This is a genomic window from Kaistia adipata DSM 17808, from assembly GCF_000423225.1.
GTDB classification, from domain to species: domain Bacteria; phylum Pseudomonadota; class Alphaproteobacteria; order Rhizobiales; family Kaistiaceae; genus Kaistia; species Kaistia adipata.
Genome location: NZ_AUHO01000007.1, coordinates 66,167 through 92,381 on the forward strand (window position 1 = coordinate 66,167; position 26,215 = coordinate 92,381).

Consider the following 26,215-nt stretch of genomic DNA (forward strand, 5'->3'; position numbering starts at 1 on the left):
CAAATGCGTCGAATTGTTATAACCGGCATGGGTCTGGTGGGCCCTCTTGGTTCCGGGACCGAAACAAGCTGGAAAAGGCTCTTGGAAGGAAAATCAGGAATTAGGAGTTTGCCCGATGAAATCTCCAGCGACCTGCCGGTGAAAATCGGAGGACTCGTTCCCAGCCTGATTGAAGATTCCGAAGCCGGTTTCGATCCCGATGTGATCGTTGACACAAAGGATCAACGAAAAATGGATCGCTTCATTCTGTTCGCACTAGCGGCCGCGATGGAGGCTCTTGAAACGGCGGGATGGCATCCTACGTGCGACTACGAACGTGAGCGCACGGCGACAATTATTGCCTCTGGTATAGGCGGATTTCCTGCAATTGCTTCAGCAGTTCGTATAACGGATACACGGGGAGCACGGAGGCTATCACCCTTTACCGTGCCATCGTTTCTGGCCAATCTCGCGGCAGGACATGTTACCATCAGGCATGGATTTACAGGTCCTATTGGCACGCCTGTAACCGCCTGCGCTGCCAGCGTTCAAGCCATCGGCGACGCCGCGCGGCTGATACGCTCTAACGAGGCCGACATCGCTCTGTGCGGCGGGGCAGAAGCATGCATTGATAAGGTTAGTCTTGGGGCATTTGCTGCCGCGCGAGCACTATCCACCGGCTACAATACTACCCCGGAACTGGCGTCGAGGCCGTTCGACACCGGGCGCGATGGTTTCGTAATGTCTGAAGGGGCGGGTCTGATCGTCATAGAGGAATTAGAACATGCCCTCGCTCGGGGTGCCAAGCCCATAGCGGAATTGGTGGGATACGGCACAAGCGCCGATGCACATCATATGACTGCCGGTCCAGATGACGGCCGAGGCGCGGCCCGTGCGATGGGAATTGCACTCCACAGTGCTGGGTTGAAACCAATCGATATTCAACATTTGAACGCACATTCCACCTCCACCCCCGTAGGAGATCGAGGAGAAATTGCCGCGATACAATCCGTGTTCGGCAATCATGATGTGGTCGTAAGCGCCACGAAATCGGCTACGGGGCACCTACTTGGTGCCGCAGGCGGTATTGAGGCAATCTTCACGGTGCTCGCTTTGCGCGATCAAATTGCTCCCCCAACGAGAAACTTAGAAACCCCCGATCCTGTTGCCGCTGGTATCGACCTCGTTCGCCAATCTGCGCGGCCCATTCTCATGGAACATGCCATTTCCAACGGATTCGGCTTTGGCGGTGTTAATGCAAGTGTCGCTTTCCGGCGATGGCAGTAACAGTCCCGGACTGTGCTTCCGCAAACACTTCGGTTCGCTACGCAACGATGGTCAGATAACGCTTTTGAGAGGAAGGTCGAATAGAGCATTGATCCTATAGCGCCGGTCCTATCTGCCCGCGCAGACCTCGCTGCTGAGCTGGCGGTTGATGACCGGCCGCCACGGGACAAGGGTGCATTTATGGCTCTTTTCAACCACAGCGAACTGGCTGCTGGATAATTGTACGGTGCCGGTGGACTTGTCGCTCACGCCTTCGCTATCCGTGGTAGTATCGAACGGTAGTCCGTGCAGACCTTCCGGCCCATGTCGTTGGCGAGGCTGAGCAGGTTGCGAAGCGCCGCGCTGCGATTGGACGGCGACCAGACAGCCGAGAAGGCGACCGGCTCCGGCTCGTCGGTGAAGGGCAAAAAGACAATGCCGTTTGTCGGCAACAGCGCCGTGGCCGCGCCGACGATGGTGATGCCAAAGCCCTGTCCGACCAAAGACAAAAGGGTGCCACGCCCCACGTCGAAGCGCAGGATCGACGGCGCAGGCCAGCGCTCGGCATGGCGTAGCACGATATGGCTATGAACCTGCGGTCCAGTGCCGCCATGCCGGACAAGGAACGTCTCGCCTGCCAAATCGGGCCATGTGGCGGCTGACCGCTTGGCGAGCGGATGCCGTTCCGGTAGCACCGCCAAGAGCGGTTCGGTCCATGTGCGACGGGAATGGCAGTCGGGTGGTTGGGGCGTGCCCGCGACGAACGCCACGTCCAACCTGCCGGCGCGAAGCTGCACCACCGCTTCACGGGCCGGGCCTTCGGCGATCTCGACTTCAACATCGGGGTAATCCTTGCGGTATTGGCCGATCAGCTTTGCGAGGAAGCTATGCGGAATCAGGGCATGGATACCGATACGAAGCCGGCCGCTTTCTCCGGCTGCCGCCATGCCGGCGGTTTTCACCGCATGGTCGAGTTGGTCAATACCTACGGCTATCCGCTCGACGAAATGGCGTCCGGCCTCGGTCAGCCGAACGCCGCGCGCATGACGCTCGAACAAGAGGATGCCGAGGTCTTCTTCCAGTGCCTTCACGCGGGCGCTGACGCTGGACTGTGCAACGCCGAGCGCGTTGGCGGCGTGACGGAAGTTGAGATATTCGGCGACAGCGAGAGTGTGAACTAAGGTCATCATTGGCACTCGCCCCGAAAGGAGATGATTGCTCAACAGATTTAATCCGTCATTTCTCCTAAGTCTACGCATGCCAAATCGCCATGACTAAATCACAATGAAGTTGCGAATGGTCTGCGTAGTATTGGCAGACATATTAAATAGAGGATCGCGCCGACAATCCAAACCCAACCGTTCCATGCCCCGGCGGTGGCAGAATAGAGTGCTGTGAAGCCAAGCGGTCCTGCGATAGAGCTTAGATTGGTGAGGCTCGTTAGCGTTCCTTGCAAAGCCCCTTGCTTGTTACTGCTGACATTGTTTGAGAGCATTGCCTGCAAGGCCGGCATGCCAACACCCCCGGCGGCAAGCAGCAACAGAATCGGGAACACCATCCATCCCTGCGTGGCAAAAGCCAGAAGAACGAAGCCAGTCGCATCCGCAGCCATGCCAAACAGCAGCGTGCGCCGCTCTCCAAGCCGGCTTGAAAGCGGGCCGGTAACAAACGCTTGGAAGATCGCATGTGTTGCCCCAAACGCCGCGAGCGACAAACCAACGGTCGCGGTGTTCCACTGAAAACGGTCCTCGCCATATATGACCCATAGGGCTGCAGGCACTTGGCCGATCAGTTGAATAATGAAGAAAACTGCGAAAAGCGCACCTAGCCCGCGCAATGCATCATCCAGCCGTAACAGAACGAATGGTTTGATGCGAACCGGCTTTCCGGTCCCGCCATGGCTGTGATGAGTCTCCTTGAGGAAAATGCAGGCAAGCAGGAACGCGAACCCGTTGAGAAGGGCGGCGGCGATAAACGGGGCATGAGCAGAGATACCACCGAGCATGCCACCAAGTGCTGGCCCGGCAATCATGCCCGCCCCATAACAGGCCCCCATGTAGCCGAACCAGCGTGCGCGAGAACCTTCCCCCGTCGAATCGGCAATGGTTGAGGCTGCTACAGCTCCGGTTGCGCCCGTGACGCCGGACACGAGTCGGCCGATATAGAGCACCCATAAGACCGGCGCTGATGCCATAATCGTGTAATCGACTGCGGCTCCTGCAAGAGAAGCCAGAAGTACCGGACGCCGACCGTAAGAATCCGAAAGCTGTCCAAGCATGGGCGCGAAGACGACCTGCATCAATGCATAGAGCGACAGCAAGGCACCATAGTGTCCAGCGACCTGCTCTGCTGGCACAAGCTCACGCAGAAGCGTCGGAAGGACGGGCATGATGAGGCCGAGACCCATGGCGTCAAGACCCACGATCAGCAGGGCAATGATGGCAGAGCTGCGCACCTGAAACTCCAGCGCCGCTCAATGGAGCGACTTTATCAACGATAAGGAGATGGACATAGAACTTATCGGTGATAAATTGTCAAGCACTGGCGAAGGAACGTGAATGACCAAACTGGACAAGGGCACCGTGATCGCGGCGGCGCTAGAGCTGTTGAACGAGGTTGGCATGGACAGCCTGACGACGCGGAAGCTCGCTGAACGCCTCAAGGTTCAGCAGCCTGCGCTTTACTGGCATTTCCAGAACAAGCGAGCGCTGCTTGATGCGCTCGCCGAGGCGATGCTGGCGGAACGCCATACCCGCTCGCTACCCGAAGAGAATGAGGACTGGCGGGTGTTCCTGAAAGAGAATGCCCTGAGCTTCAGAACGGCGTTGCTCTCTTATCGCGACGGCGCGCGTATCCATGCCGGCACTCGACCGACAGAACCGAATTTTGGCACCGCCGAGACGCAAATACGCTTTCTCTGCGCGGAGGGCTTTTGTCCGAAGCGCGCCGTTTGGGCGCTCCGGGCGGTCAGTCACTATGTGGTCGGTTCCGTTCTCGAGCAGCAGGCATCTGATGCCGATGAGAGAGTTCCGGACAGGCCAGATGTGTCCGAGCAAGCACCGTCGTCCTTCCTGCACGATCTGTTTCACGAGTTGGAAACAGACGGCATGGATGCTGCGTTCAACTTCGGACTCGACAGCCTCATCGCTGGTTTCGAGCGGCTGCGTTCATCTACAACAGATTAGAGGCTTATGCCCCTTTGCCGCCCCAACTGCCACGACACCGATCCGCTTTGCACGATGCCCATGACCTCACGGCCGAGCTGGCGGTCGATGACCGGCCGCCACGGGACAAGGGAAATGAGCGGTATCTTGCCAGACAGGATACCGCCATTCACGAGGTTTCGAAGATTATTGCGCCGCATCGGAGCGGGCTTGCTTCCAGTCGTCGGCTAGACGACTGGCGACTTCTCGGTGGCAGCATCACGGGATCGAAGGAGCGCCAGCCCCAACGACACCAGCACTGCCATTGCCGTGGCGTAACAAATCACGGGCCACGCTGTATCGCCGTTTAACAGCGTCACCGCCAATGTCCCGACGATACTGACTATCAGGCTTTGGATGCAGAAGTAGAACGCAACCGCTGATCCAGCGATGTCGTCGAACTGCGCAAGTGCGCCGTTGGCGGTAACGGACACCGTGAAGACAATGCCGACCGCGACAACCCACATCGGCAGGATGAAGCTGAAAAATGACGGCGATCCGAAAAGTTGGCCGATCCCCAACAGGATCGCGCCGGAAACGAGCAACGCCATCCCGCGCGCTACGCATCCCGCGATACCCCATTTGGCAACGAAGGACTTTGCGAAGCGGGTTGTCGTGACCATGACCAGCGCGACAGTCGCGAAGGCCAAGCTAAATCCGATCTCGGAATAGCCGGCTTGGCCTATGAGAACACGGGGGGCTGTCGAGAAGAAAACGAAGAATGTGCCCATGCCGGCACTAAATCCGACCGTGTAAACCCAAAAGGCCGGACTCGCGAAGATCGGCAAAACAGATCGTTGCGTTCTGGCCTGATCCAACGGTCGGGTTTCATGCCACCTGAAACTGGCGTTTAAGAGTGCGAGCGAAGCCAGTGCAGCCAGTGTGATGAAGATCGCCTGCCATCCCCAAAACTCGCCGATCAGCGCACCGGCTATAGGGCCGAGCGCAGGCACGAACGCCAGCATCGAACTGAAAAGGCCGTAGATGACGGCACCTTCGGGACGATTGGCATATACGTCGCGCACGGTCGCGAAGGTGGCCACCAGCATGGCCGATGCTCCAACAGCCTGAACCAGACGAAACGCAACAAAGGCTAATGCAGTTGAAGAACAAGCCGCTCCCAGAGACGCAGCAACGAAAGCCGTTGCGCCTACAAGCAGGATCGGCCGTCGCCCGACGCGATCGGAGAGTGGCCCAAAGATCACTTGGCCCACACCGAGCATCACCATGTAGAGGCTCAACGTGAGTTGGATTATGGATGGAGTCGTGTTCAGGACGCCCGGCATCGCCGGAACGACTGGAAGATAAATATCCATCGCCAGCGAGGCGAGGATGTCGAAGGGAGCCATAAGCAGCAAGGCTGCCGGCAGCGTATAGGCCCACGCGGGGCGTGTGGTGGTCATGACGAATCAACCGCTCGATTAAGGATACCGGGCAGCGTCTGCTCGTCAGCAATCAGATGGGATTGGTCTTACAGAGCGCCGCAACAACAATTCTGATGTTGCGGCTTACTTGTCTGCTGACTTGGAATTTCCCATGCTGATGGCTCCACGATTACGAAATTGAATAGCAGCTCTTATCGAATTAGTTGTTGCGTTGCAATGCGGTATCGTTGGCTCCTATAGCCCCAACCCCCGCTGCCGCCCTAACTGCCACGACACCGAACCGCCCTGCATGATACCCGCGACCTCGCGGCCGAGCTGGCGGTCGATGATCGGCCGCCACGGGACAAGGGTGAACTCGTGGCTCTTTTCCACGATGGCGAACTTGCCGCTCGTTAGCTGGACAGTCCCGGTGAACTTGCCGCTGACACTCTCACCATCCTTGGCGGCGCGGAACGGCAGCGCCTTGCCCTCGGCCATCTCCGCACCGGCGCGCGCAACTTCCCGCTCGCGCAGGGTGGCGAGAAGATTGCGCCGGTAGAAGATTCGGCCGTCCCTGTTGCGCGTGGCGTCGCGCTGTTCGATATGATGCTCGCGGCGCTGGTCCATGGCTTCGCGGACCTGTTGCCCGAAGCCGGTCGGCGCAAGGTCGGCCGTTTCGCCATGGACCAATCGCCGGTCCAGCCATGTCGCGCAGTCCGAACGTATCTGCCTTTGCAGATCAACCGGGGAAAGCACGCGAACGCTGGCCTGCCGGTCGCGGCCGGTATCGTAATCAGCCGCGCGGCTGACCAGATCATCTGGGATGCGCCATTGGTCGGCGTCGATGCGCTCGACGATGCCGGCCCGGCGCAGCGCCTCCAGCCGCCGGACATGGGCATCGATATAGCCCTCATCGTCGCCGCCGGGAACGCGGCCCTCGAATTTCGCCTGCTCCAGATGGCGGCTCGGCCGATAGATGCCGTCCTCGGCGATGGCGGTGATGGTGCGGTCGGACGGCCGGGGTGCCACCTCGGCCGGGCCGATCTGGATGACGCTGCCAATGCGGGCGTCCTCCAGCCGCTCGGGCGTGATGCCGGCGATGTGGTGCGTCCTACCGTCGATCCCGTCCACCACGATTGTCAGGTTCTCGCCCAACTCGTCGGACAGGTGCTTGTCCACGACGCGGCCGACGATAGGCGTCTCGGGCGCTCCGTCATGGATTTGGAAGCTCATGGGATCGCGTTCGCCTGCCTGCGGGCCGAGCGCCTTCTGCATGGTGCGGATAATGTCGCCACGCTCGCCTAGCTCGCGCAGGGCCGGTTCCATGTCCTTGCTCAATTCCCAAACGGCGGGCGCGTGCTCGGTCGCCAGCCCCATCTTCTCCAGCTTGGTAAGGCGGCGCAGGCGCAAGGTGCGCTCGAACTGCCGCCTCGGCTCTGCCAGTTCATGGCGCAGGTCGAGGAAACGGGCATCGGCTTCCTCGACCATGGCGCGGTCGATCCGGGTGAAACGGTCTTGGTCGATCTCGGCGGATAGCTTGCGGGCCTGCTCGATCTCGGTCACGGGGCCGAGTTCGAGACTGGCAAGCTCGCTGGCGCGTTCGCGCAGGCCGGCGGAAAGGTAGTCGCCGTTGATGACTAGATCCCCGCCCATATCGTCGCGGCCGTTGACGACGATATGCACATGGGGATGGCCGGTGTTGTAGTGATTGACGGCAACCCAATCGAGTTTGGTGCCAAGGTCAGCTTCCACCTGTTTCATGAAATCGCGGGTGTAGGCCGTGAGGTCCGACAGCTCCGCCCCCTCCTCGGGCGAGACGATGAATCTGAATTGGTGGCGGTCGTCCTTGCCGCGATCAAGGAAGGCGTCGCCATCGGCGCGGTCCTCGGTCGCCGAATAGAGCCGGCCCCGCTCGCCGTCGCGTGAGGTTCCGTCACGCTGGACATAGCGCAGATGTGCACGGGCACGGCCGCCCTTCAATGCGGCCCTGACGCTGCGCTGCTTGACGATGACGCGGCGGCTGCCCGGCTGGCGATGATGCCAGTTGCCCGAGATATTGCGGGCACGCACGAAGCTCGCGCCCCGGCCGCGCTTCACGCCCTTGCCGCTGGCGACCACGGCACGGGACCGGCCCGACGATGACGGGCGGGCGGATGACGGCATGGAAGGGTCGCGGGAGGCTGCCGCCTGATGCTGCCGGGTGATCTTCCTGACCTGCGTGAAAAAGCTCTTGGTCTTGCCAGCCTTCGGCGTGTCGGATCGGATGCGGCCGGGCTTCGGTCGGAAGCGGTTTTCGTCGTCGGCGCTCAAGGGCGCGACTCCAGCCCAAACCGCCGGAAAACCGCCGATCTGCGCCTATGGTGCCGCTTGAAACCCTGCAAAGCCAAGGCTTTGCGCAAAATCGCGGCACGCGGCCCCTCAAAACCATGGTGCCGGAACCGGCCACCTAACCAGTGTGCAGACAACAACAATTTCCAGAAGCGGCCCGACATGGTGCCGTCTTCTTTAATCTTGCCCTCCGCCCTTTCTGCCTTTTCCACCCCTCCTGCCGGGAAGTCAGCCGGGCAAGAACCTGCCTGACTGGACACCGGAATGAGCGCCGCCGAGTGCGGGAACGCCGCCCTCATGGCGTTCCCCCGCCGCTCGCGTCGGCGACAAAAATGCTGCCGTACTGCGGCTCCGCACGGGCAGGGTCGCGCGCCGGAACGGCAGCGCGGCCGTCGCCTGATTGCACCTCGGACGGCGGCGCGGCGGTAGCTCGCGTGTCGGCCGGGCGCATGACGAATAGTGGTGCCTCGCGCCAGTCGGGCGGCGGTGCCGGTGGTTGCAACGGCGCATCCGATGGAGCCGCGCCGCCAAGGATCGGGGCGAGTGCGGCGACATAGGCGCGCGTCTCGGCGGGAAGCGGGCGGCCCGTCGCACGGTGCTCGTCATAGCGGCCGGGGCCGGCGTTATAAGCCGCGAGCATCGCGCCGACATTGCCGTAGAGGTCGAACATCTCGCGCAGATAGGCCGTGCCTGCAAGGATGTTGTCGCGCGGGACGTAGGGATCGCGGCCGAGGCCATGGCGGACGCGCAAGCCCGCCCATGTGTCGGGCATCACCTGCATCAATCCCATCGCCCCAGCCGACGATACGGCGCGCACGTCGCCCGCGCTCTCGGCGCGCAGCACGGCGCGAATCCAGTGCTCGGGGATGCCAAAACGCTGTGACGCCTCGGCGATGTGGATCGCATACGGATGGGCGGCGACCGGGCGCTCGACCGACGTGGATTGCGCGACAGCGACGCCCGATCCGATGCAGACGGAAATCGCCCCCGCCAGCAGCAGGACAGCATAATGCCATGCCGGCCTGCTTCCGGTTCGCCGCCAGCCTGCCAGCGTGCTCGCTGCGGTCAAGGGCAAGGCGCAAGCGCCGGCCGATGGCCGCCCCTGACCTTCGCTGCGCGCGCCGGCCGTCTGGCCGCCGAGCGGGACGAAGGGATGAGACGGCTTTTCCGCGAACAAAGGGATGACGATCTTGGACCGGATGGCGGGCCGTACGCGCGCGGCCGTCATTCCTCGTCCTCGACTTTCCGGGGGTGCTTCCAACGCAGCGTCCAGACCGAAGGATCGTCGTTGGACTGGAACAGCTTGGCGCGGATCGGGGACGGAAAGATCGGTCCCTCCAGCCTCATCGACACGAAGTCGCCGGCATTTTCGCTTGCGTCCTTCCATGCCGGGCCGGCGTCCGGCCCGTCCTCACTATCGAGGCGCAGGCGATAGTCGGGCGCGTTCTTCATATCGCTCGGCTTGGCCGGAACGATGAACAGCTTTTCGTGGAGGCCGAACGAATGAAGCTCCCCGGCATAGCCGGTTTCGGTGCGGGTGAAGGTGCCTATTTCTGCCATGGAAAATCTCCTGTGATTGGCTTTCGGGGATCGTTTCAGTGCGTCGGCGTGCGCCACTCGTAGCGGCCGACGCCTTCCTCATCGGTCCAGAGCGGGACCGCTCGACCGATGACGGAAGCTGCGGGGATGGGTCCGAAATAGCGGCCGTCGAGGCTGTCGCGGACTTCCCAGTTCATGAGGAAAAGCTGGTCGTCGCCGATGACGCGGCAGCCCTGCCAGACGGGCAGATCGCGGCCGAGGTTATCGCGCTCCAGCGCCTCGCCCATCTCGATCCCGTTCACCGTGATCGTGGATCGCAAGCGGCAAACCCGCTGCCCCGGCAGGCCGACGACGCGCTTCAACAGCGGGACGCCGCGCGCGATATAACCGCGCTCGACCATGAAGGCGGCGAGCGGTTCGGGCGGCATGACGGCGACCAGCTCGGGCACATCAAGCGCGTCGGCCGGCTCGACGGTGTAGAACCCGACCGGCGCGCTGGCGGTGGCGTTCCATATGAGTTTCGTCGGTGTCTCGACCGCGCTTGCGGCGGCGATGCCGATGACGGCGAGCGCCGTCACCGTGAGGGTGCGGCTGCGCGTCATGGGGCGATCCTTCGGCAGTGAAGCCAAGCGGCGTGTCGCTCGGGGGTGTAGGCGTGCGGCTCCAGATTGGCGGTTAAACGGTTGTGGACGTGCCGCCAGTGATCCGGCGAGGCATCGGCCGGATCGAGGCCGAGCGCATCCACGGCGTCGATAGCTACAAGCGCACGCTGCACCTTGGGCCAGCTATCGAGGCGCAACAGGATTTCGCCGCCGGGGCGCACGAACGGCAATGTCTGGAACGGCTCGCCCCGGCCGATGGCGCGCACGATGTCGATGCGGGAAACGACAGTGCCGTGCTCGCCCTTCGCCCATCGCACGAAGGCAAAGACGCTGCTCGGCGCGAAACCGACGACGCTGCGGCGACGGTCGATGATCTGCTCGTAGGTCTTGCGGCCGAAGCGTATCCAGTGCTCGACCTTGCGTTTCTCGAAGGTCAGCTCGACCAATGTGGTGAAGGGCGCAGGCCCGTCCGGCAGCGGACGGCCGTGCGCGCTGCGGTGGGCGCGACGGGTCATTGTTCGTCTCCGGGGATGTGCTGGGGGCTGCGCGGGCACAGCGCGTCGAGCGCGGCCCTCATGGCTCGCCCCTTCGGGCAGAACCGGCACCACGCTTCGCCTGCGCGCGCGTCAAACAAAGAGAGTTAGATTCTCTGTTAGATAAGTTAGCGGTCGGATTCCGCGTTTCAGGCCAAAGCGTTAGCTGCGGTTCGTGCGCCTGATCTGCCGATAGTCGTGCGCCTGATGTGCCGATACCCCGTGCGCCTGATCTGCCGATGGCATTAACAGGGTTATCAACAGTGCCTGTGGACAAGCTTTCGGGGCGGATGCGCAGCAACTCGCGGCCGTCTTCCCGCTCGATCTGGAGCAGGTAGCCGGGAAGTTGCTGGCGGGCCGCGATCCGGCGCAGGTCGAGCGCGAAGTCGGACGGCCGGGCGAGGCTGCCGGATTTCTGGTGAAGGTGCGCGACCTCGAAAACCCAGCCGTGGCGCTGGTGCCCGGCGTGCTTTCGGGCGACGCGGTAAAGCCATCGCTCGATGCCGCCAGTCAGCCGGAAATAGGCCGGGTCGATGGTCAGGACCAGCGAACGGTCGATGACGCTGTTGTAGAACCATTCGGGCAGGACGAACTCCATGCCCTCGACGCGGCCGGCGCGCGTCGTCATTTCCTCCCACTCGTTGATCCATGAGAATTGCCGGCGACGCCAATGCGGGCCGTTGCGGATGGTGGTGGCGATGACGGTCGATTGCAGCCGCGCCAGCGCGGCTTTCAGAAGCCGGTATTGATGATTGCCGGTCGGCCGCCCGATGGCGCGCAACAGATGGTAAGGCGTAAACCGGACAAAGCGCGAAGTGGTGAGGCCGTTGTTCTCGGCCGCAACGATCTGCGAGGCCGCCCATATCAGCACATCGGCGTCCCATATGGTCGCCATGCCGTGCTCGGGCATCCCGAACACCTGCACCTCTATGTCGGCGGCCTTGTAAAGAATCGGCTTGGTGCGCGGGGTCTTCGCCAGCGAGAAGAACGGCCGTTCCATCAAGTCGCGCTGGTCGCGCGGCGGCGCGTCGCCGGTTGCGACCACGAAGGGGTCTAGGCGGCTACGCTCGCTGTCCTCGGTCGGCTGTGCGGGATCGTGGTCGTCCTCGCGCAGCATCTAGCAGTCGCCCCGTTCTTCGGGCGTAAGCGGACGCGCGGGAAAGACGGTGCCGGCGGTCTTGTCGCGGGTGGATTTGCGCTCGCCCGCCGCGCTCCAGTCTTCCAGATCGCGGACGGTATAGAGGACGCGCCCGCCGACCTTGCGATAGGTCGGGCCGGTGCCATAGGTGCGATGCTTCTCAAGGGTGCGGATGGATATCCCGAGGAAGCGGGCGGCTTCCTTGGTGCGCAGCAGGCGCGGCGGCAGGCCCGCAAGCGGGTTGGGCATGGATCACCTCCAGTCGGGATTGGGCTGCCGGGGGCGGCAGCGGACTGTGGCGAACCATGGCGGGGGATCGGCGGCGCGTAGCGTGCCGCATTTGCGCCTATGCGCTAACGGCACCCCCCTTCGGGGCGGCGCGCGTCCAATATGATGAGGGATTTCAGCGGCTCAACGCCTGCCATGCCGAATAGGCAAAGACATTTGCGCACGGTTCGGCTAGGAATGTAGGCGGAGCAGACGCGCTGCTCTGGGGCGTCGAAACCCCTCACGAATGGCTGGTGCTGGCCAGAACGGCACCAACTCCTTGACCTATGGTCGGGGAGCCTGTGGCGTATACAACAGGCTTTCCGAGCTAAAGGCCATGGGGCCGTTTCGTGACGGTTTCGAACTCCCCGATCACCAAGAGTCAGAGAGAATCGTTTGCGGGGGCGCACCGCAGACAAAAATCTCTCGGATACGGGGAATGACTATGCGGGTTCCCGTCGAACTCGATCCCGATGTGGACGACATCGCGCCGACAGGCGACAGCATAACCGTCTATGACGAACGGCATTTCGTGACGTATCTGCGCCTTCTCGATGCGAAGGCCGAAGATGCGGACTGGAAGGAGGTCGCGCGGATCGTGCTGCACCGCGATCCCGTCGCCGAGGAACTTCGGTCGCGCCGATGCTGGCAAAGTCATCTGGAGCGCGCGCAATGGCTGTCGCGTGAAGGCTATCGGAAGATTCTGGAGCAGGCGGTAGCCAACAAGGTATGAAGATCGGAGACAATTTCAGCTTGTTTCTTGTCGCAGATTTCGGGATTGTTGCGACAACTACCCGCAAGTAGATTTACGCAAGCTATGGATGAATATAGGCAAGCTATGGATGAATATAGGGAAGTAAACTGCGTGGCGATGCCAGTGCCGGCGGGTTTATCGGAAGAGGTGAAGGGATATTCGTGGGCGCGGAATAATGTCGGTGAGTCCGGGGGAGTGGTATATCGGCTCTACGGCAAGGCAGGTGCACCCGATCTCTTCCTGAAGCATGGTCGCGATACCGTTGCCAATGATCTCGTGGATGAGATGGTTAGACTGCGTTGGATGGCCAACCACATCGCGGTTCCCACCGTCACGCATTTCGTCAGCACTACCGACGAAGCCTGGCTCCTTATGACGGCCTTGGCAGGTGAAACCGCATATCAGGCTCTGGAAGCGCGTCCAGAGGAGAGAACGACCATTGTTGATGCGCTGGCGGACTTCCTTCGGACGCTACATGCAATTCCGATCAGCGAATGTCCATTTACCAGCGATCATAGCTATCGACTCGGACTGGCGCGCAAACGGATCGACGCCGGCTTGGTCGAAGAAGACGATTTCGATGAGGAACGCGAAGGCTGGACAGCAGAACAGGTTTGGCAGGAAATGCATCGACACCTGCCTTTCATGGCCGATCAGGTTGTCACACATGGGGACTTCTCGCTCGATAACCTTCTTATGGTGGATGGTGTGGTAATCGGCTGTATCGACGCAGGCCGTGTCGGTATTGCCGACCGCTACCAAGATTTGGCGATACTCTGGAACTGTCTCGGAGAGTTCGATGAGGCGTTACAGGACAGGTTTTTCGCCCGGTACGGCGTTCCTAAGCCAGATCCAAGCAAGCTGCTATTCCACCTGATGTTGGACGAGCTTTTTTGATATTAGACGACAGCTACCACGGCAAATGAAACACAGGCTGGCAGTGGCAGAACCACCAAACTCCGTCATTCTCGAAATTGCATCCCTTGCGAGATAGGGGGCGAGAAGCGTAAGTGCTATTTTTAACGGCCCCTATCGATCTGACCGGCAAATACCATCACCGTCACGCAATTTCTAAAATTCTCTAACAGATCGGCCGGTCTCGGAGAAGCAAGGGGTTTCCGTGTTGCATGTCATTGTCGTAAGTGGCACAAATTTGCGACACGATTTTCGACAGATAGGGCTCGCAGACGATTAACGCTTGCAGGGTTTGATCGGGTAATGAAGCAACAGGCGATAGCCGCCGCGCATCATCTTGATGCCATGCGCAACTAGGCGGCGGGCCTTGTTCTTGCGCGGGTCGTTCTCAAAATCCTCCTTCCTGCCGCGAAAGCCGAGCAGGACTTTGGCGATGGTGCGGTAGCTTTCGCCGCGGAACCGTGCGTCGAGCGCACGCAGGGACAGGATGTGCCATTGCCGGAGCTGGGCGGGGATCGCCCGGAAGTCGGGACCGGGCGCGCGGCCATTGAGGGACCGCCAGAATCGACGGACAGCGTGAGCGCGCAGCTCCAGAAAGGCGTCCATCGGTAGCGTGACGGCGTAAAATGCGGCGGTGTCCGGCACGGCCACGGGTAGCCAGAATTGATGCGCAACGCCGTCCGCCTGCCAGATGCCGTGCCAGCCATCGGCAGCGCGGCGCATATCGAGGCCGTCGAGATGCGCCAACGTCAGTACCGGTTCGGTGTCGTCGTCCTTGTGATTGACTGGCGACAACATCACGGCTTGCGGTTGAAGGCGCGGACTCCAGATCGGCGATTGCCGATCATGCGGCGCGTCGGGATCGCACGGGAAATCGCAAACCCCAGCGATGCGCGAACTCTTCGAGGTCGCGGGCAGCCGCCCCTGCGGTCAATGCGATGGTCCGGCAGTCCCGACGATATTCGTCGTTGCGGCGCAGGTATTCCCAAGCGAAACCAGCGGCAGGGATGTGCTTTGTGTGCCCGTATGCCGCCGGTGATCGCCAATCGATGTTGAGCATGGCGTCACCTCCCCGAGCCGGGATGCTGGGCAGCGCCCGGCAAGAAGAGGTTCAATCATCACTGGAAATATAGAAGCCGCTCAAAGCAGATACCTTGAGCGGCTAACCCGATCATTTTTGGTATTTTTGGCGACAGCCCGGCGACTCCGCGACGCCTGCCCGTATGAGGACGGACAGGCAGTCATGTTTTCACCTGTTGGAAAACACATGGACCTCGCCGTGCGCGGTCTCGATAGTGAACAGGTCGCCGCCCATCTCGGCGTCGCGCGCCATCCTCTCCCAATCGACATAGTAGCGCAGCGCTTCGGGGATCGTGACGCTCTCGGTGGTCAATTCCTCCATGTAGTCGGCGAGGCTGGCGAACTGACCATGATAGCAATCCTCCAACGTGGATTCGGCTTGGTCCATGTCGCCGCTGAACTGCTCCAGCAGGCCCGCGCCAAGTGCGCCATGCTCTGCGATGAAACTGGCCATCCGCGCCACGATGTCGATGCCGGCATATTCCGAGATGCTGACGCCCTCGAAGCCCTCGTAATCGTGAATGGCGTATTCCTCCGCGTCCTCGACAGGGGAACGGGCAAGCATCGCGGCAATCGCGCCCCTAATCTGGTCCGCGTCCTGATCCGCGTCGATCCAAGCGCCATGCAGATAGCCGTTGTTGTAGGCGGCAAGGCAAGCGACATAGATGCGGGGGGTACTGTCGGATACGTTGGTCATGTCTCTGATCCTCGGGTCTGAAGGTCAGCGAAGCGGAACGCCGCGCCTGACCTTCTGGCCGTCGCCGAGACTGGGGTAGCAACGAGCAAGGGCGGCCGGGGTGGAGGGGGATCACCCGGTCTGCACAAGCGAAGCGCGGAAGGCCGGGGATACCGCCCCGGACGGTTCCACTTACCTTGCTGGCGCGAGGGCAACGCCCTTAGTGACTATCTTGAAGTAGACGAGGCAAGCAGCCAGTTCGGCCAGAGCAAAGTCGAGATCGAGCGCGTTAACTGGATCAGGATGTAGCAACGCGCAGGACTGGAGACACTGGCATCCGGACCGCCGTTCCTTGTGGAATGATCTCTCTTGCGGATGTGTATCCATTGGGTACACTTCCCACATGACCAAAAAAGATGTCGGGTTGCGCATCAGGTTGGACCGGGATCTGCGGGACGAATTCGTCGCGGCGTGCCAAGTCCATGATCGCCCAGCGGCACAAGTGCTTCGAGAGTTCATGCGCGAGTACGTCCGCGAATGCATAGCGTCTTCCGCCGCCAGAGCTTCGCAGCGAGAAACGAGAGGGAAAGAAGAATGACATCGGCGAGCCTGTCCAGAGAAGGGCAAGACTTTAGCTCGACGGATGCGAGGGAGCTGGCATGAGCAATGTCAACGTCAGGCGGTTGGTCGAGAATATCCGTTCTGGCACCAATGTTTACACGCCGCTGGTGGAGTTAGTGGTAAACGCCATTCAGGCAATCGACCAAAAGGGCGTCAAGAATGGCCTGATCCAGATCGAAATCCTTCGAAGCGGACAGGCAGACATCATTGACCGTCTTGAGGATATCGACGGGTTTATCGTCAAGGACAACGGGGTCGGCTTTACAAAGAGCAACCGGGATTCATTTGATACCCTCTATACTGAACAGAAGATCGCCGATGGCGGTAAGGGGTTCGGCCGTTTCACCTGCCTCAAGTATTTCAACCATGTGAAGGTGACGAGCACCTTCGCCGTTGGCGATGCGTTTCACCATCGATCCTTCAGGATGGGCCTCGACAAGGATATCATCGTTGACGAGCAAACGTCCGCTTCAGAAAAGCGGGAGACCGGTACTGCCGTTGAGATTTCCGGCATTAAGTCGGTCAGATTCCCGGACAAGCGCCTTGAGACCGTCAGTCGTGTGATCGTCGAACGGCTGCTGCCGTATTTCGTGGATAAAGAGCGGGTGTGTCCGCGTATCGTGATCAGGGAGGCGAAGGAGCCGGCTGGCGGCGTCTCGCTCAACGATTATTTGGGTAAGGGGGACAGCCAGATCGTCGAGATGAGTGTCGAGCACGGCACCTTCACGCTCACGAGCAACGAAGAGGCCAAAGAGTTCCAGGTCCGCGTTTTCAAACTCTATGCTCCGAGGTCGGCCAAGAGCAAAGTCAGCCTAGTCGCGCACCGGCGCGAAGTGACTGACAACCCGCTTCAAACCTATATCCCTGAGTTTGCCGAAGAGTTCTATGACACCGGTCCCGAACAAGACCTGTCCAAAGGGCGCAACTTTGTCGTCAAGTCCTATGTCTTTAGCGACTACCTGAATGACAACGTATCTCTCGAAAGAGGCGAGTTCCGCTTTCAGACCGATAACGATCTGCTCAACGGCATTTCCCAAAGCGAGATAGAGCAGAGGGCCGCAGAAATCGCTCAGTCGGCAGTCGGTTCGGAAATTACCGAGCGGAAGAGGCGCAAGCAGGCGCGTATCGCCGACTATGTTTCGGCCGATGCACCCTGGCATCGGACGCTCGCGAATGAGGTCGATTTCGACGCCTTACCCATGCGGCCGTCCAATCAGGATATCGAGCTTCATCTTCAAAAAAAGAAATACGAAAAGGAAATCCGGACGCGGTCACAGGTCGCCGCACTGCTGAAATCGGAAAACTTCGATGAGCTAGGTGAAAAGATTAATCAGCTCATGGATAGCATTTCCGACACCAGCAAGAATGATCTCATCCACTACGTTTCCATGAGAAAGTGTGTTCTCGACCTATTCTCCAAGTCTCTGGAAATCGATGCCGGTGGAAAACACAAATCGGAAGGCGACGTGCATGACATCATCATGCGGCGCAAGAAGGACTCAGAAGACCTCGACTACGATGCGCATAATCTTTGGATGCTGGATGAACGACTGAATTTCTCGTCCTACGTTTCTTCCGACAAGCCGCTAAACAGAGCCAATGGCGACAGAACAGATATCACCATCTACAATCGGCGCGTGGCTTTTCGGGGGCAGAACGAGGCCAGCAATCCCATCACGATTTTCGAGTTCAAGAAGCCGCAGCGCGACAATTTTGCTGACCCTTCATCAAAGGAAGATCCGATTCAGCAGATCGTTCGCTATGTGAACCAAATTCGAGAGGGAAAGTTCAAGACTCCTACAGGACGAGACATTGTCGTCAACGGTACGACGCCATTCTACGGATACGTAGTTTGCGACCTCACCGCCAAGGTCAGAAAATGGCTTGAGTTCGAAAAAGATTTCACACCTATGCCTGACGGGCTTGGATGGTTTCGATGGTTCGGCAACAACAGTCTTTATATGGAGGTTTTAAGCTGGACTAAGCTTCTTCGGGACGCAGAGATGAGAAACAAGATATTCTTCAATAAGCTTGGAATAGACTGAACAAATTCGTACAAAAATTCGAAGGGGGGCTTATGGGAACGGCGAGCGACAGGGAAATCAAGGGCGCGTGGGTAATTCACCATGGTCGCAAGCTCGTTCTGGATGTGAACGGACCAGCGGAGTTTCCCGCTATCAACGAAGCAGCGAAAGCCGCTACCCTCCTTACGAAACTTGGCCAGACAAACCAAGCTACTGTCACCAAGGTTGAAGCCCGCGCCATCGCTGTGGCCTCGGGCCTCGATCCCCGCTTGGAGCTGAACGGGCTTCTCCAAGTTCTTGAGCGTAAGCGCTTGATCGATCAGTCCAAGGAGGACATCTCTATTCTGGGCGTCACGACGCGCGGTTCGCTTGGGCACGCCACTGACATCTACAACGAGGCTGAGCCGAGCACCTACGAAGAAGCGTCAATCACCTTGGCGGAAGTCGCTTCGGAAGCGCCCATCCGGCGCGCCGATGTCTCTCAACGGATTGGCGATACGCACAAGCTCACGAATGCCCAGGTCGACGATTTTCTCGATCGCGCTGAGGGCATTGGGTTCGTCGATAAGGAGGGCGATGGCAACGACCGGTTGCTGTTCAACGGCAACCTTTTCCGCCGGTCGTCCGTCGCAAAAACCCAAAAGGTACTGACCTCGCTCGACGATGCCGAACAGCGTCTAATTAGCGAAATCTCCGAACAACTGTCGAAGAGCGGATGCTTGAGCGTACAGCACGTTGAGCACGTTCTGTCGAAGCCGCTCTTTGAAAAGCTGGTTGCGGCAGCCGTCTATGATCTCAACGAGGTCACGAACGAGCAGGGCAGCCATGTATACGTCACTGCACCAGCCGCCTTTCATAAGTTTGTCGATCCGATGGTGGATGATTGCTTCGACATGGCTAAATCGCTTGTGGCAGCGCTCACCTACGGCATGATTTCTCGACCATCCTCCCAAGGCAGGATCACGCAGCTTCCTGCACTTGTGAGCAAGCTGATATCCGGCCGTGAGGTTGGACCGACAACTTCTATCGGGCAAGACTATCGGGTTCTTGAGGTCAACGGCGTCGTTAAGCTCCGGCGAGACGCGAGTTATTCTAATCGCTACTATCTGCGGCTACTTAAGAGGGAGGTAGGCGAGCTTGCGTTGCAGGTACTCACGCAGGGTAATGCCTATGCCCAATCTCTAGCCGATCTGCCGAGCGCGCCCATGGCAGGATACGTCGGTCCCGAGGAAAGCCGAACATCAATTCGTAAGAACCAATCCCCGTTGAGCAAGCGAGCGACGCGGGACGTGCTTGAGGCCGTTCGCGGCGGGCGGGTGCTGTGATGAACGATAAAGTACAAACACCCAAAGGGGCCGTCTTGGAGGAGGTTCTGCGCGCCTACTTCTTGCGTGCTGGGTTCTTCGTCATTCGCGGGGTTCCGTTTCGTTTTGCGGATGAAGACCTCACTGACGTTGACCTTTGGTTATACGAGCGTCCAACCGGCACATCTCGCCGGGTGCAGATTTGCGACATCAAATACAAGCAACGTCCAAAGGCAGTTGAGCGCATTTTCTGGACAAGCGGACTGGCCGATGCGCTCGACGTTGATGGTGCATATGTTGCAACGACCGATAAGCGTAAAAATCTACGGTCCGTGGCAGAGAAGCTGGACCTTCAACTAATCGATGGCACAGACATTCAACGCATTCAGAACAGTCAGGCTGTTCTCTATCCGGAGCGAATGGGTGATGAGCAACTGATCGCCGAATTGCAGGCCGTGGATAAGAGCTTCCGAAACAAGAACCTTCAGGAGGCACGGTTTGATATACTGTCGTCTCTATCGGAGGGGTTTGGCGCTCCGTCCGCAGTCAGAGCTTTGGAAGGCTTCTCTCGGTTGGCCGCGGCCGCCGTTGCTTATCATCCGGATTCACAGGCTGCTCGCTCGGCTGGCCGCTTGGCCTACCTTGCTGGGGCCATCGCTTGCCAGAGCCTCGATTACGTAAGCGTCGGTGCGGCATTTCGGACAATAGACGAGAGGCGGGACTTGATCCTGAGGGCTGTGCGGCTGGGTGCATTGGGCAATGACGATGGGCAGCAGACGCTTCGCTTGGCTATGGCACTGGTCGAAAAATACGCGCCCGGTGGCAGGGGAACCGCTATGGCGGTAGAAGCCGGTTTAAAGCGGGATCTGGATCAAATCCCAGCCGAAATCGTCGCGGATCAAGCGGTACGGCTCCTCAAATCGGACCAGCTTTTCGTGACCGGGCGCGAGCTTGAAATGGCGAGCTACCACATCGCGCTGCCGACGTTTGATGGTCTCAGCGTCCAAACAAAATCGATGCTCGGAGCACTTCTCGACTATGCAAATGTCGATCGTCAACGATTCGCGAATGCATGGAAATCAACCTCTGGCGCAACTATCGCATCTGCCCAGGCGATGACTGAACAGGTCGAGAAGGATGCCTTGGAGCAACCCAACCTCTTCGGAAACGACGTGCGTCCACCGGGGACCTGAGACCAAGCCCAGGACGTTGATATAATAGTTGAACGACGGGGTCGGGGACACATGGGTAATCCACAAAATTTCAGCATCGACGTTCCTCGCAGATGCCAGATACTTCTTGAACAGCTTTGGCCTTTAGTCTCGAACAAATCCGATGGACGGATTCTTCCGTTGAACGCATCATTCCTCTTGGCGCTCTCAACGCCAATGGTGAATTTGCCCATCGAGAGGATATGGAAGCCGCAAAAGGGCAGAGCGGTCGGCCATCTCAATGATGCCGTTCTCGACGCCACATTAGCAAGAGCGGTAAAGGCGGATATCGGTGAGAGCGCTGTCGCCAAGGCACCATTCTATAACGTAGGCGCGTGGCGATATCATTATTTGCCAAAGGACGCGGCACTACCAGATCTTTCCAAGCAAGGTCTGCCGATGGACATTCAACAAGCTCTTGCCGCAGACCTCGCGCTAACCGCCGCCGGCGCGTTAGCCACGGAAACATTCTGCAGCATTCTGCGTAACGGGTTGGCGCACGGAGGCGTCCTATACCTCGATAGCCAAGGCCAAACGACGGAAGGGGCGCCAGTTACGAGGTTCTGCTTTGTTAGTACAAAGCAGAAAGATCGTGCCGTCGTGGGCCTCCATTTTCTTCAGATCACGATGAAAGATTATCGCGCTTTCCTCGGAAATTGGGTCGACTGGCTTCATGGAGCTGCTGCCAAGCCTATTCCGGCGAAGGCAAAATAATGGTGGCGTACTATTTGGCGAGGTTCGCGATTTTTCTAATATCTATTGAATAAATTCAGATCATGATGCGATAAAAGGAATCAATCAGCAGTATAGCTGAAGAAGGGGGAATTATGGCCGACGACGCGCCAGCACCGCGTGACATTCATCTGCTGACAATCGACGCCCTGCTCGCCGATCTGGTCGGTGGGCGTGCCGTGGCTCTCGGCGGTGGCGATGAACTCGCGATGGCTTCGGATGACGCGCGGGCGGTCCTCGACTGGTATCGGCAAAATCATGGCAGATGGCAGGCAAATCTGTCGGCCGGAGATACCGAGGCGATCATAGACATGATCGGCACGCCTCCGCCGACGATCGAAGCATCGGCCGAGGACGGTGGTAGCCGCGCCATCAAGACTTTGCGTCTGGTGAAGGTCGAGGCGCACCGCTTCGCGGGGTTACACGCCTATGGCCGACCAAGCGCCCCGCCGGCATCTTTCGTATTTGAACCGGGAAAGCCCGTGACGCTGCTGGAAGGCGTGAACGGTTCGGGCAAGACCTCGATCGCCAATGCGATTGTCTGGTGCCTGACCAGCCACCTGATCCGGTCGCAGCGGCCGCCAGAAGAGGGGCCGCTGGATTTTGCATGTGAGATTTTGCGTGACGATGGCGCGACCACGACGCACCCTATGTCGGCGATCACCCCGTTGCCGCCCAAATCGGCCGAGCTTCCCGCGGATGGCCAGCCGATCCCCGCAGATAGCTGGGTCGAACTGACATTTTTGGATTCGACTGGCACCCCATTGCCACCGCTACGTCGTTCACAAATCCGCACGACTCGCGGCAAGATTAACGAAACGCCTCCTGATCTGGGCGCTACGGGCATCGATCCTATCGCATGGCGGATCGCTACGATCATGCCCGCATTGCTGCCGTTCCTTTCGGTCGGTTCGACATCTCAGCTGGGCGAAGCGGTGGCACGACTGACTGGTCTGGCTGACCTCGTGGACCTCGCGCGGCACGCCGAAAAGATGGCCGGTCGTCTTGCCAAGACCGCGACGCCCGAGCTTGAAAAGCAGAGAGTGGAGATCGCGGGCCGCTATCAGCAAGCGGCCGACGACCTCGCCGCAATCCTCACCGAAACACCGAGTATCGCATTTGAAGGAGACCGGCCGACGGTAGATGCCGAAGGCGCACAAGAACGAATCGCTGAAATCGCGAAGCATTTCGTCGAACTCAAAGCCAAGGCATTGAGCGAAGCGCAAGAGGTGCTCGGTACAGGGTTTGACGCGGAGAACAAGCAGGCCCGCGACGATCTTGAAGCCAGCATTCGCCCGGCAATCGAAGGGCTAAAGGTCATCGGCGAATTGCCGTCGATTACCCGCCTTTCCGCGCTGAAGGTGGACGCTGCCGAGACCGCCAAAGTCGTTGAATTGCTGGCGCAGGTGGAGGCTGAAGCCGCGACGCTGTCGACGTTGGCTGCCGATCCCGATCGGGCGCGTCGTGCCCAACTCTATGCCAAGGTATCGGCGTGGATGCACGATCATGACCATATCGACGACGGCACTTGCCCCGTTTGCGTCGGTCAACTTCACGGCGCGTGCGATCCGGTGACAGGGGTGCCCGTAACCGATCATCTCGTCGAGGCAGCACGCGACCGGGAGGTGATTGCGCGGACGATCGCCGAATGGTCGGCGCATTGGTGCGGGCGCCTCCTTCAGGAACTGCCGCCGGCGATAAGTGGCGAAGTGCGCCATGACCTGCCCACCTCTCCTGCCGCGCTGCTTCGGGCTGGTTTGGCTGACGATCTTTTTGCAACGGAACCGTTCCGCGGCACCTTGGGGACGTTACGCACTGATGCCGTTGCGTTGATCGACGCACGGCTTGCCGCACTTCCAGAATTTCAGGAACCGGCTGGTCGATCGCTGCCCGCCGCTTTGCAGGCAGGCTCTGCCCGGCTGCAACAGATGATCGATCGCATCGTGCGTGCATTGGCTTTCGCTGAATGGCGGGAGCAGAACGGGATGGCGCTGACAGCCTTTGTGCACACGGTGCGACGCGGCGGCGATGGGGATGCAGACGCAGATCGGGCGATCGGCAGGCGCTTGACCTCGCTTCTTCGGATCGTGGAAGGCGTCGCCCCGCTCAATTCAGCGAGCGAACAGGTGCGCCGAATGGAAGCCGCGCGCAAAGACTGTGACGCCAAAAAAGACCGTATCGCGGCTTGCGCGCGGGCGGTCACGGCGCTCAACCTTCTCGTTCCGCTCGGCGGTTTGGCGCAGACGCAGGTCGACACGCTGCGCCGCAAACTCCACAATCGGTCTGAATACTGGCGCCGCGCGATCTATCGCAATGCCACGACCTTTGCGCCCGACCTCATCGGTACGGACATGAATGCGCGAGGTGTGCTGGACCTCAAGGTCGGCCGCGAGGGCGTCACCGCGCCAGCGCAGCACATTTCCAACGCCTCCGCTCTGCGCGGTGCACTGTTCGGCTTCTTTCTCGCTTTCCGGGAGCATGTGCTTGCAACGCGTGGCGGGCTTTCGCTGCTCATTCTCGACGATCCGCAGGAATTGCTCGATCACGACAACCGTCAGAGACTGGCGCATGGGCTTGCCGCAGTTGCCGAGGCAGGCGCCCAACTGCTCATCACCACCCACGATCGCCGTTTCGCCCGTTCAGTCGTTGCGGAGAATCGTATGGCCGATCGTGTCCAGCATCTCTCTGTTCACGCTGTCAACAGCGTCCATCCGACCCTGAGCTTGTCGCCGACCATCGAGGAGGTCGACCGGCTCCGGCAGGCATTCATCAACAATCCGGATTCAGCGGTCGCGGCACAGGATTATGCATCTAACCTGCGCGTCTTTATCGAAGCACGTCTAGGCGATCTGTTCGATGATTTGGCGGAGCCGGCCCACGCGACATCGACGCAGGCGCTCACCCTCTTCCCTCTGCTTGATCGACTGCGCGCGCTGATAACCAATGGCGGCGGCGAGTTGTTCTCCAATCCGGTCCTGCGGCGTTTCGTCGGTGACCCTGGGCTAGTCGATGGGGCGGATCCACGACGCGTCCTCAACAAGGCCCATCACAGCGAACGGGCATCCATCACGTATGTCGATGTGAAAGACGTCGAACCGGCATTCGTTCGACTGCGGACCGGGATCGAGAAGGTGCACGAGCAGTTCCGATTGCATCGTTGGCGTGAACCGCTGGCGCCGACCGATGCCTCGGAGACCAACGTCGTGTCTCTGCCAACGATGGCGCGACCTACATTTTCGGTGCCGATCTGCCCCGACATTGCAGCCTTCTCCCGCTCGGTACCGGCCGGCGGCTCCCAGGACATGGCCACCGAACAACTCAACGGCGAATGGTTCGACGGAAAGGCTTTGTTCTACGTTCGAGGCGAGACACTGGGCTTCGCAGTTCCATCCGGCGCGGTCGCAATCGTCGAGGCGGAAGCCTATCCCGGCCGCGACCGAAACCTCGTGATTGCTCGGCATCAGGGTAACGTGCTGGCGCGGCGGCTGCTCAAGGCACCCGGCTCACTTGGTATTTCACTCGCGACGCAAACGCCTGATCCCCGAATCCCGCGCCCGACGATGACCTATGACGAGAGTAAGGTTCGACTGTTTCGCATCGTTGGCGCGATTTTCACCGATATGGCTCCGCCATCCGGTGGTGGCGAAGCGACGGCAATCGACATGGTGCAGGAACTCGGTCGGATCGAGGTCGCTTACCGGATCCGCGAAGACAGCGCCGTGCCCCTTGCATTACCCGGCCAGATCATTCTGGGCGGTGCGGAACTGACCCCAAGCGAACTCGACGCATGGGAAGGGAAACTCGCCGCCGTTACGCTCGACGACGGGACAAGCATCTTTAAGCGCGTTGGCGCAAGCCTTTCTGGCAGCCTCGCTCACCTCCGCCAGTTCGAGACGATCGGCGGCCTTGGGTCGTCGATGGTGGTTGCCACCGAGGTATTGGACGGTGCCGCCAGCGCGCCGGCGATGGTTTCTGCGCGCCGGGTTTTGGGCGTGCTCTATGACCAGACTTGAAAGCTGATATCTTCTGGTACTTCCTTTGATTTTCAATGCCTTATGTCAAGAGTGAAAGCGTCTGAATACCCGCGCAATGTCCGGGGTGCATTTAGAGAGCTATAGCGTAGACATAGTTCTCATCATCACCCGGCGGGGCGCACCATTTTCCGCTTAATATCGTGATAGTATTGCGTTCGCCGAACGCCGACGTTCGCGCGCGAACTCGACCTCGCCGAACGGTGCTGGACGGCGCTCCGGCGGGGCTGACCCGTCCGATGCCGCGCCAGTCATGGTGCTCCAGCAAGGAGACGCGAGCTTGAACACGACCTGTCCCGCTCTCACGCCTGCGGAACGACGCCATGCGGAAATACAGGAGCGGGTGGAGCAGGCCATGATGGCCGCGATCGAGACCGCGATCCGGGCCGCCAGTGAACGGGCGGCCGAGGCGTTGCGCTGCGCCGGCTTCGACGAGCCGTCGCCGGCTTACGAATATTTCGTCGCCCACGCGCATCAGCAGCTGTTCCTGCGCCTGTGCGGCGCCGACACCGAGACCTTCGAGGGCGGCGATCCCGAGATCGCCACCTTCGTGATCCGCAATGCCCGGAACATTCGCGACCACTATTGGGCCAAGGACCGGCCCGCGACACCCGAGGACGCCGAGGCCTGAGCCATTGCCGCGCGGGG

The 26,215-nt window shown here is 60.0% G+C and carries 23 protein-coding genes and 3 pseudogenes; 10 read left to right on the plus strand and 16 right to left on the minus strand.

Annotated features, from left to right (window positions below; all coding sequences use genetic code 11):
- Positions 1-3 precede the first annotated feature (3 nt).
- The gene (fabF, locus tag G539_RS26560) at positions 4-1,266 is read left to right on the plus strand and encodes a beta-ketoacyl-ACP synthase II (RefSeq protein WP_084639837.1); all 1,263 of its coding nucleotides are present in this window, start codon (positions 4-6) and stop codon (positions 1,264-1,266) included.
- Between the two features lie 123 nt (positions 1,267-1,389).
- Here fabF and G539_RS27515 read toward each other — a convergent pair.
- From G539_RS27515 to tet(G), 3 genes and pseudogenes are all read right to left on the minus strand, one after another.
- A pseudogene (locus tag G539_RS27515) lies at positions 1,390-1,575 on the minus strand (DUF3363 domain-containing protein); the annotation flags it as partial.
- A complete protein-coding gene (locus G539_RS27520; RefSeq protein ID WP_035830423.1) occupies positions 1,512-2,435 on the minus strand; it encodes a LysR family transcriptional regulator in 924 nt (307 codons plus the stop codon). The pseudogene G539_RS27515 and the gene G539_RS27520, both read right to left, overlap by 64 nt.
- An 89-nt stretch (positions 2,436-2,524) precedes the next feature.
- The gene (tet(G), locus tag G539_RS0105220) at positions 2,525-3,700 is read right to left on the minus strand and encodes a tetracycline efflux MFS transporter Tet(G) (RefSeq protein ID WP_001257840.1); all 1,176 of its coding nucleotides are present in this window, start codon (positions 3,698-3,700) and stop codon (positions 2,525-2,527) included.
- 103 nt (positions 3,701-3,803) lie between these two features.
- Here tet(G) and tetR(G) point away from each other — a divergent pair, with 103 nt between their 5' ends.
- On the plus strand, positions 3,804-4,430 hold the full coding sequence (tetR(G), locus tag G539_RS0105225; protein WP_000163574.1) for a tetracycline resistance transcriptional repressor TetR(G): 627 nt from the start codon (positions 3,804-3,806) through the stop codon (positions 4,428-4,430).
- Here tetR(G) and G539_RS27390 read toward each other — a convergent pair.
- From G539_RS27390 to G539_RS0105270, 10 genes and pseudogenes are all read right to left on the minus strand, one after another.
- Positions 4,427-4,543: pseudogene (locus G539_RS27390) on the minus strand (DUF3363 domain-containing protein); the annotation flags it as partial. The gene tetR(G) and the pseudogene G539_RS27390 overlap by 4 nt on opposite strands.
- 93 nt (positions 4,544-4,636) lie before the next feature.
- Positions 4,637-5,851: a chloramphenicol/florfenicol efflux MFS transporter FloR2 gene (locus G539_RS0105235; protein ID WP_000214125.1), complete on the minus strand. Its 1,215-nt coding sequence runs from the start codon at positions 5,849-5,851 to the stop codon at positions 4,637-4,639.
- A 216-nt stretch (positions 5,852-6,067) separates the two neighbouring features.
- On the minus strand, positions 6,068-7,465 hold the full coding sequence (locus G539_RS27695) for a DUF3363 domain-containing protein (protein WP_407931788.1): 1,398 nt from the start codon (positions 7,463-7,465) through the stop codon (positions 6,068-6,070).
- A gap of 9 nt (positions 7,466-7,474) precedes the next feature.
- A pseudogene (locus G539_RS27740) lies at positions 7,475-7,975 on the minus strand (relaxase/mobilization nuclease domain-containing protein); the annotation flags it as partial.
- 460 nt (positions 7,976-8,435) lie between these two features.
- Positions 8,436-9,368 carry a lytic transglycosylase domain-containing protein gene (locus G539_RS0105245; RefSeq protein WP_050450562.1) on the minus strand — a complete coding sequence of 311 codons (933 nt, stop codon included), beginning with the start codon at positions 9,366-9,368 and terminating at the stop codon, positions 8,436-8,438.
- Positions 9,365-9,757: a DUF736 domain-containing protein gene (locus tag G539_RS0105250; protein WP_245576806.1), complete on the minus strand. Its 393-nt coding sequence runs from the start codon at positions 9,755-9,757 to the stop codon at positions 9,365-9,367. Before G539_RS0105250 ends, G539_RS0105245 begins: the two co-directional genes overlap by 4 nt.
- Positions 9,736-10,281 (minus strand): S26 family signal peptidase, encoded by a 546-nt coding sequence (locus G539_RS0105255; protein ID WP_029074269.1) that lies wholly within the window; start codon positions 10,279-10,281, stop codon positions 9,736-9,738. The genes G539_RS0105250 and G539_RS0105255 overlap by 22 nt, the downstream gene beginning before the upstream one ends.
- Complete coding sequence (locus G539_RS0105260; RefSeq protein WP_029074270.1) at positions 10,278-10,796, minus strand: DUF2840 domain-containing protein; 519 nt, start codon at positions 10,794-10,796, stop codon at positions 10,278-10,280. The genes G539_RS0105255 and G539_RS0105260 overlap by 4 nt, the downstream gene beginning before the upstream one ends.
- A gap of 58 nt (positions 10,797-10,854) precedes the next feature.
- On the minus strand, positions 10,855-11,931 hold the full coding sequence (locus G539_RS0105265; RefSeq protein WP_029074271.1) for a replication initiator protein A: 1,077 nt from the start codon (positions 11,929-11,931) through the stop codon (positions 10,855-10,857).
- A complete protein-coding gene (locus G539_RS0105270) occupies positions 11,932-12,201 on the minus strand; it encodes a helix-turn-helix transcriptional regulator (protein ID WP_018426335.1) in 270 nt (89 codons plus the stop codon). It lies immediately after the preceding gene.
- 463 nt (positions 12,202-12,664) lie between these two features.
- On the opposite strand from G539_RS0105270, the gene G539_RS0105275 reads away from it, so the two are divergent.
- Both G539_RS0105275 and G539_RS0105280 read left to right on the plus strand, forming a co-directional pair.
- Positions 12,665-12,952, plus strand: coding sequence for a DNA -binding domain-containing protein (locus G539_RS0105275; protein ID WP_029074272.1), 288 nt, complete (start codon positions 12,665-12,667; stop codon positions 12,950-12,952).
- A gap of 105 nt (positions 12,953-13,057) precedes the next feature.
- The gene (locus G539_RS0105280; RefSeq protein WP_033450617.1) at positions 13,058-13,870 is read left to right on the plus strand and encodes an APH(3')-I family aminoglycoside O-phosphotransferase; all 813 of its coding nucleotides are present in this window, start codon (positions 13,058-13,060) and stop codon (positions 13,868-13,870) included.
- A gap of 294 nt (positions 13,871-14,164) precedes the next feature.
- Here G539_RS0105280 and G539_RS0105285 read toward each other — a convergent pair whose 3' ends face one another.
- From G539_RS0105285 to G539_RS0105290, 3 genes are all read right to left on the minus strand, one after another.
- Complete coding sequence (locus tag G539_RS0105285) at positions 14,165-14,686, minus strand: DUF2285 domain-containing protein (RefSeq protein ID WP_029074274.1); 522 nt, start codon at positions 14,684-14,686, stop codon at positions 14,165-14,167.
- Positions 14,687-14,732: 46 nt separating this feature from the next.
- Positions 14,733-14,948 (minus strand): transcriptional regulator domain-containing protein, encoded by a 216-nt coding sequence (locus G539_RS26575; protein WP_080700689.1) that lies wholly within the window; start codon positions 14,946-14,948, stop codon positions 14,733-14,735.
- 189 nt (positions 14,949-15,137) lie between these two features.
- Positions 15,138-15,665, minus strand: coding sequence for an antirestriction protein ArdA (locus G539_RS0105290; protein WP_029074275.1), 528 nt, complete (start codon positions 15,663-15,665; stop codon positions 15,138-15,140).
- Positions 15,666-16,303: 638 nt separating this feature from the next.
- Between G539_RS0105290 and G539_RS0105295 the strand changes: the two genes are divergently transcribed.
- The 6 genes from G539_RS0105295 (at position 16,304) to G539_RS0105315 (ending at position 26,198) form a co-directional block, all read left to right on the plus strand.
- Positions 16,304-18,310, plus strand: a complete 2,007-nt coding sequence (locus G539_RS0105295; protein WP_029074276.1) for an ATP-binding protein — start codon at positions 16,304-16,306, stop codon at positions 18,308-18,310.
- Positions 18,311-18,342: 32 nt separating this feature from the next.
- Positions 18,343-19,614 (plus strand): hypothetical protein, encoded by a 1,272-nt coding sequence (locus tag G539_RS0105300; protein WP_029074277.1) that lies wholly within the window; start codon positions 18,343-18,345, stop codon positions 19,612-19,614.
- On the plus strand, positions 19,614-20,786 hold the full coding sequence (locus G539_RS23745) for a hypothetical protein (protein ID WP_051231123.1): 1,173 nt from the start codon (positions 19,614-19,616) through the stop codon (positions 20,784-20,786). Before G539_RS0105300 ends, G539_RS23745 begins: the two co-directional genes overlap by 1 nt.
- A gap of 159 nt (positions 20,787-20,945) precedes the next feature.
- On the plus strand, positions 20,946-21,518 hold the full coding sequence (locus tag G539_RS26945; protein WP_131023353.1) for a hypothetical protein: 573 nt from the start codon (positions 20,946-20,948) through the stop codon (positions 21,516-21,518).
- A gap of 113 nt (positions 21,519-21,631) precedes the next feature.
- Complete coding sequence (locus tag G539_RS0105310) at positions 21,632-25,549, plus strand: ATP-binding protein (protein WP_029074278.1); 3,918 nt, start codon at positions 21,632-21,634, stop codon at positions 25,547-25,549.
- A 298-nt stretch (positions 25,550-25,847) separates the two neighbouring features.
- A complete protein-coding gene (locus tag G539_RS0105315; protein WP_029074279.1) occupies positions 25,848-26,198 on the plus strand; it encodes a hypothetical protein in 351 nt (116 codons plus the stop codon).
- Positions 26,199-26,215: the final 17 nt, after the last annotated feature.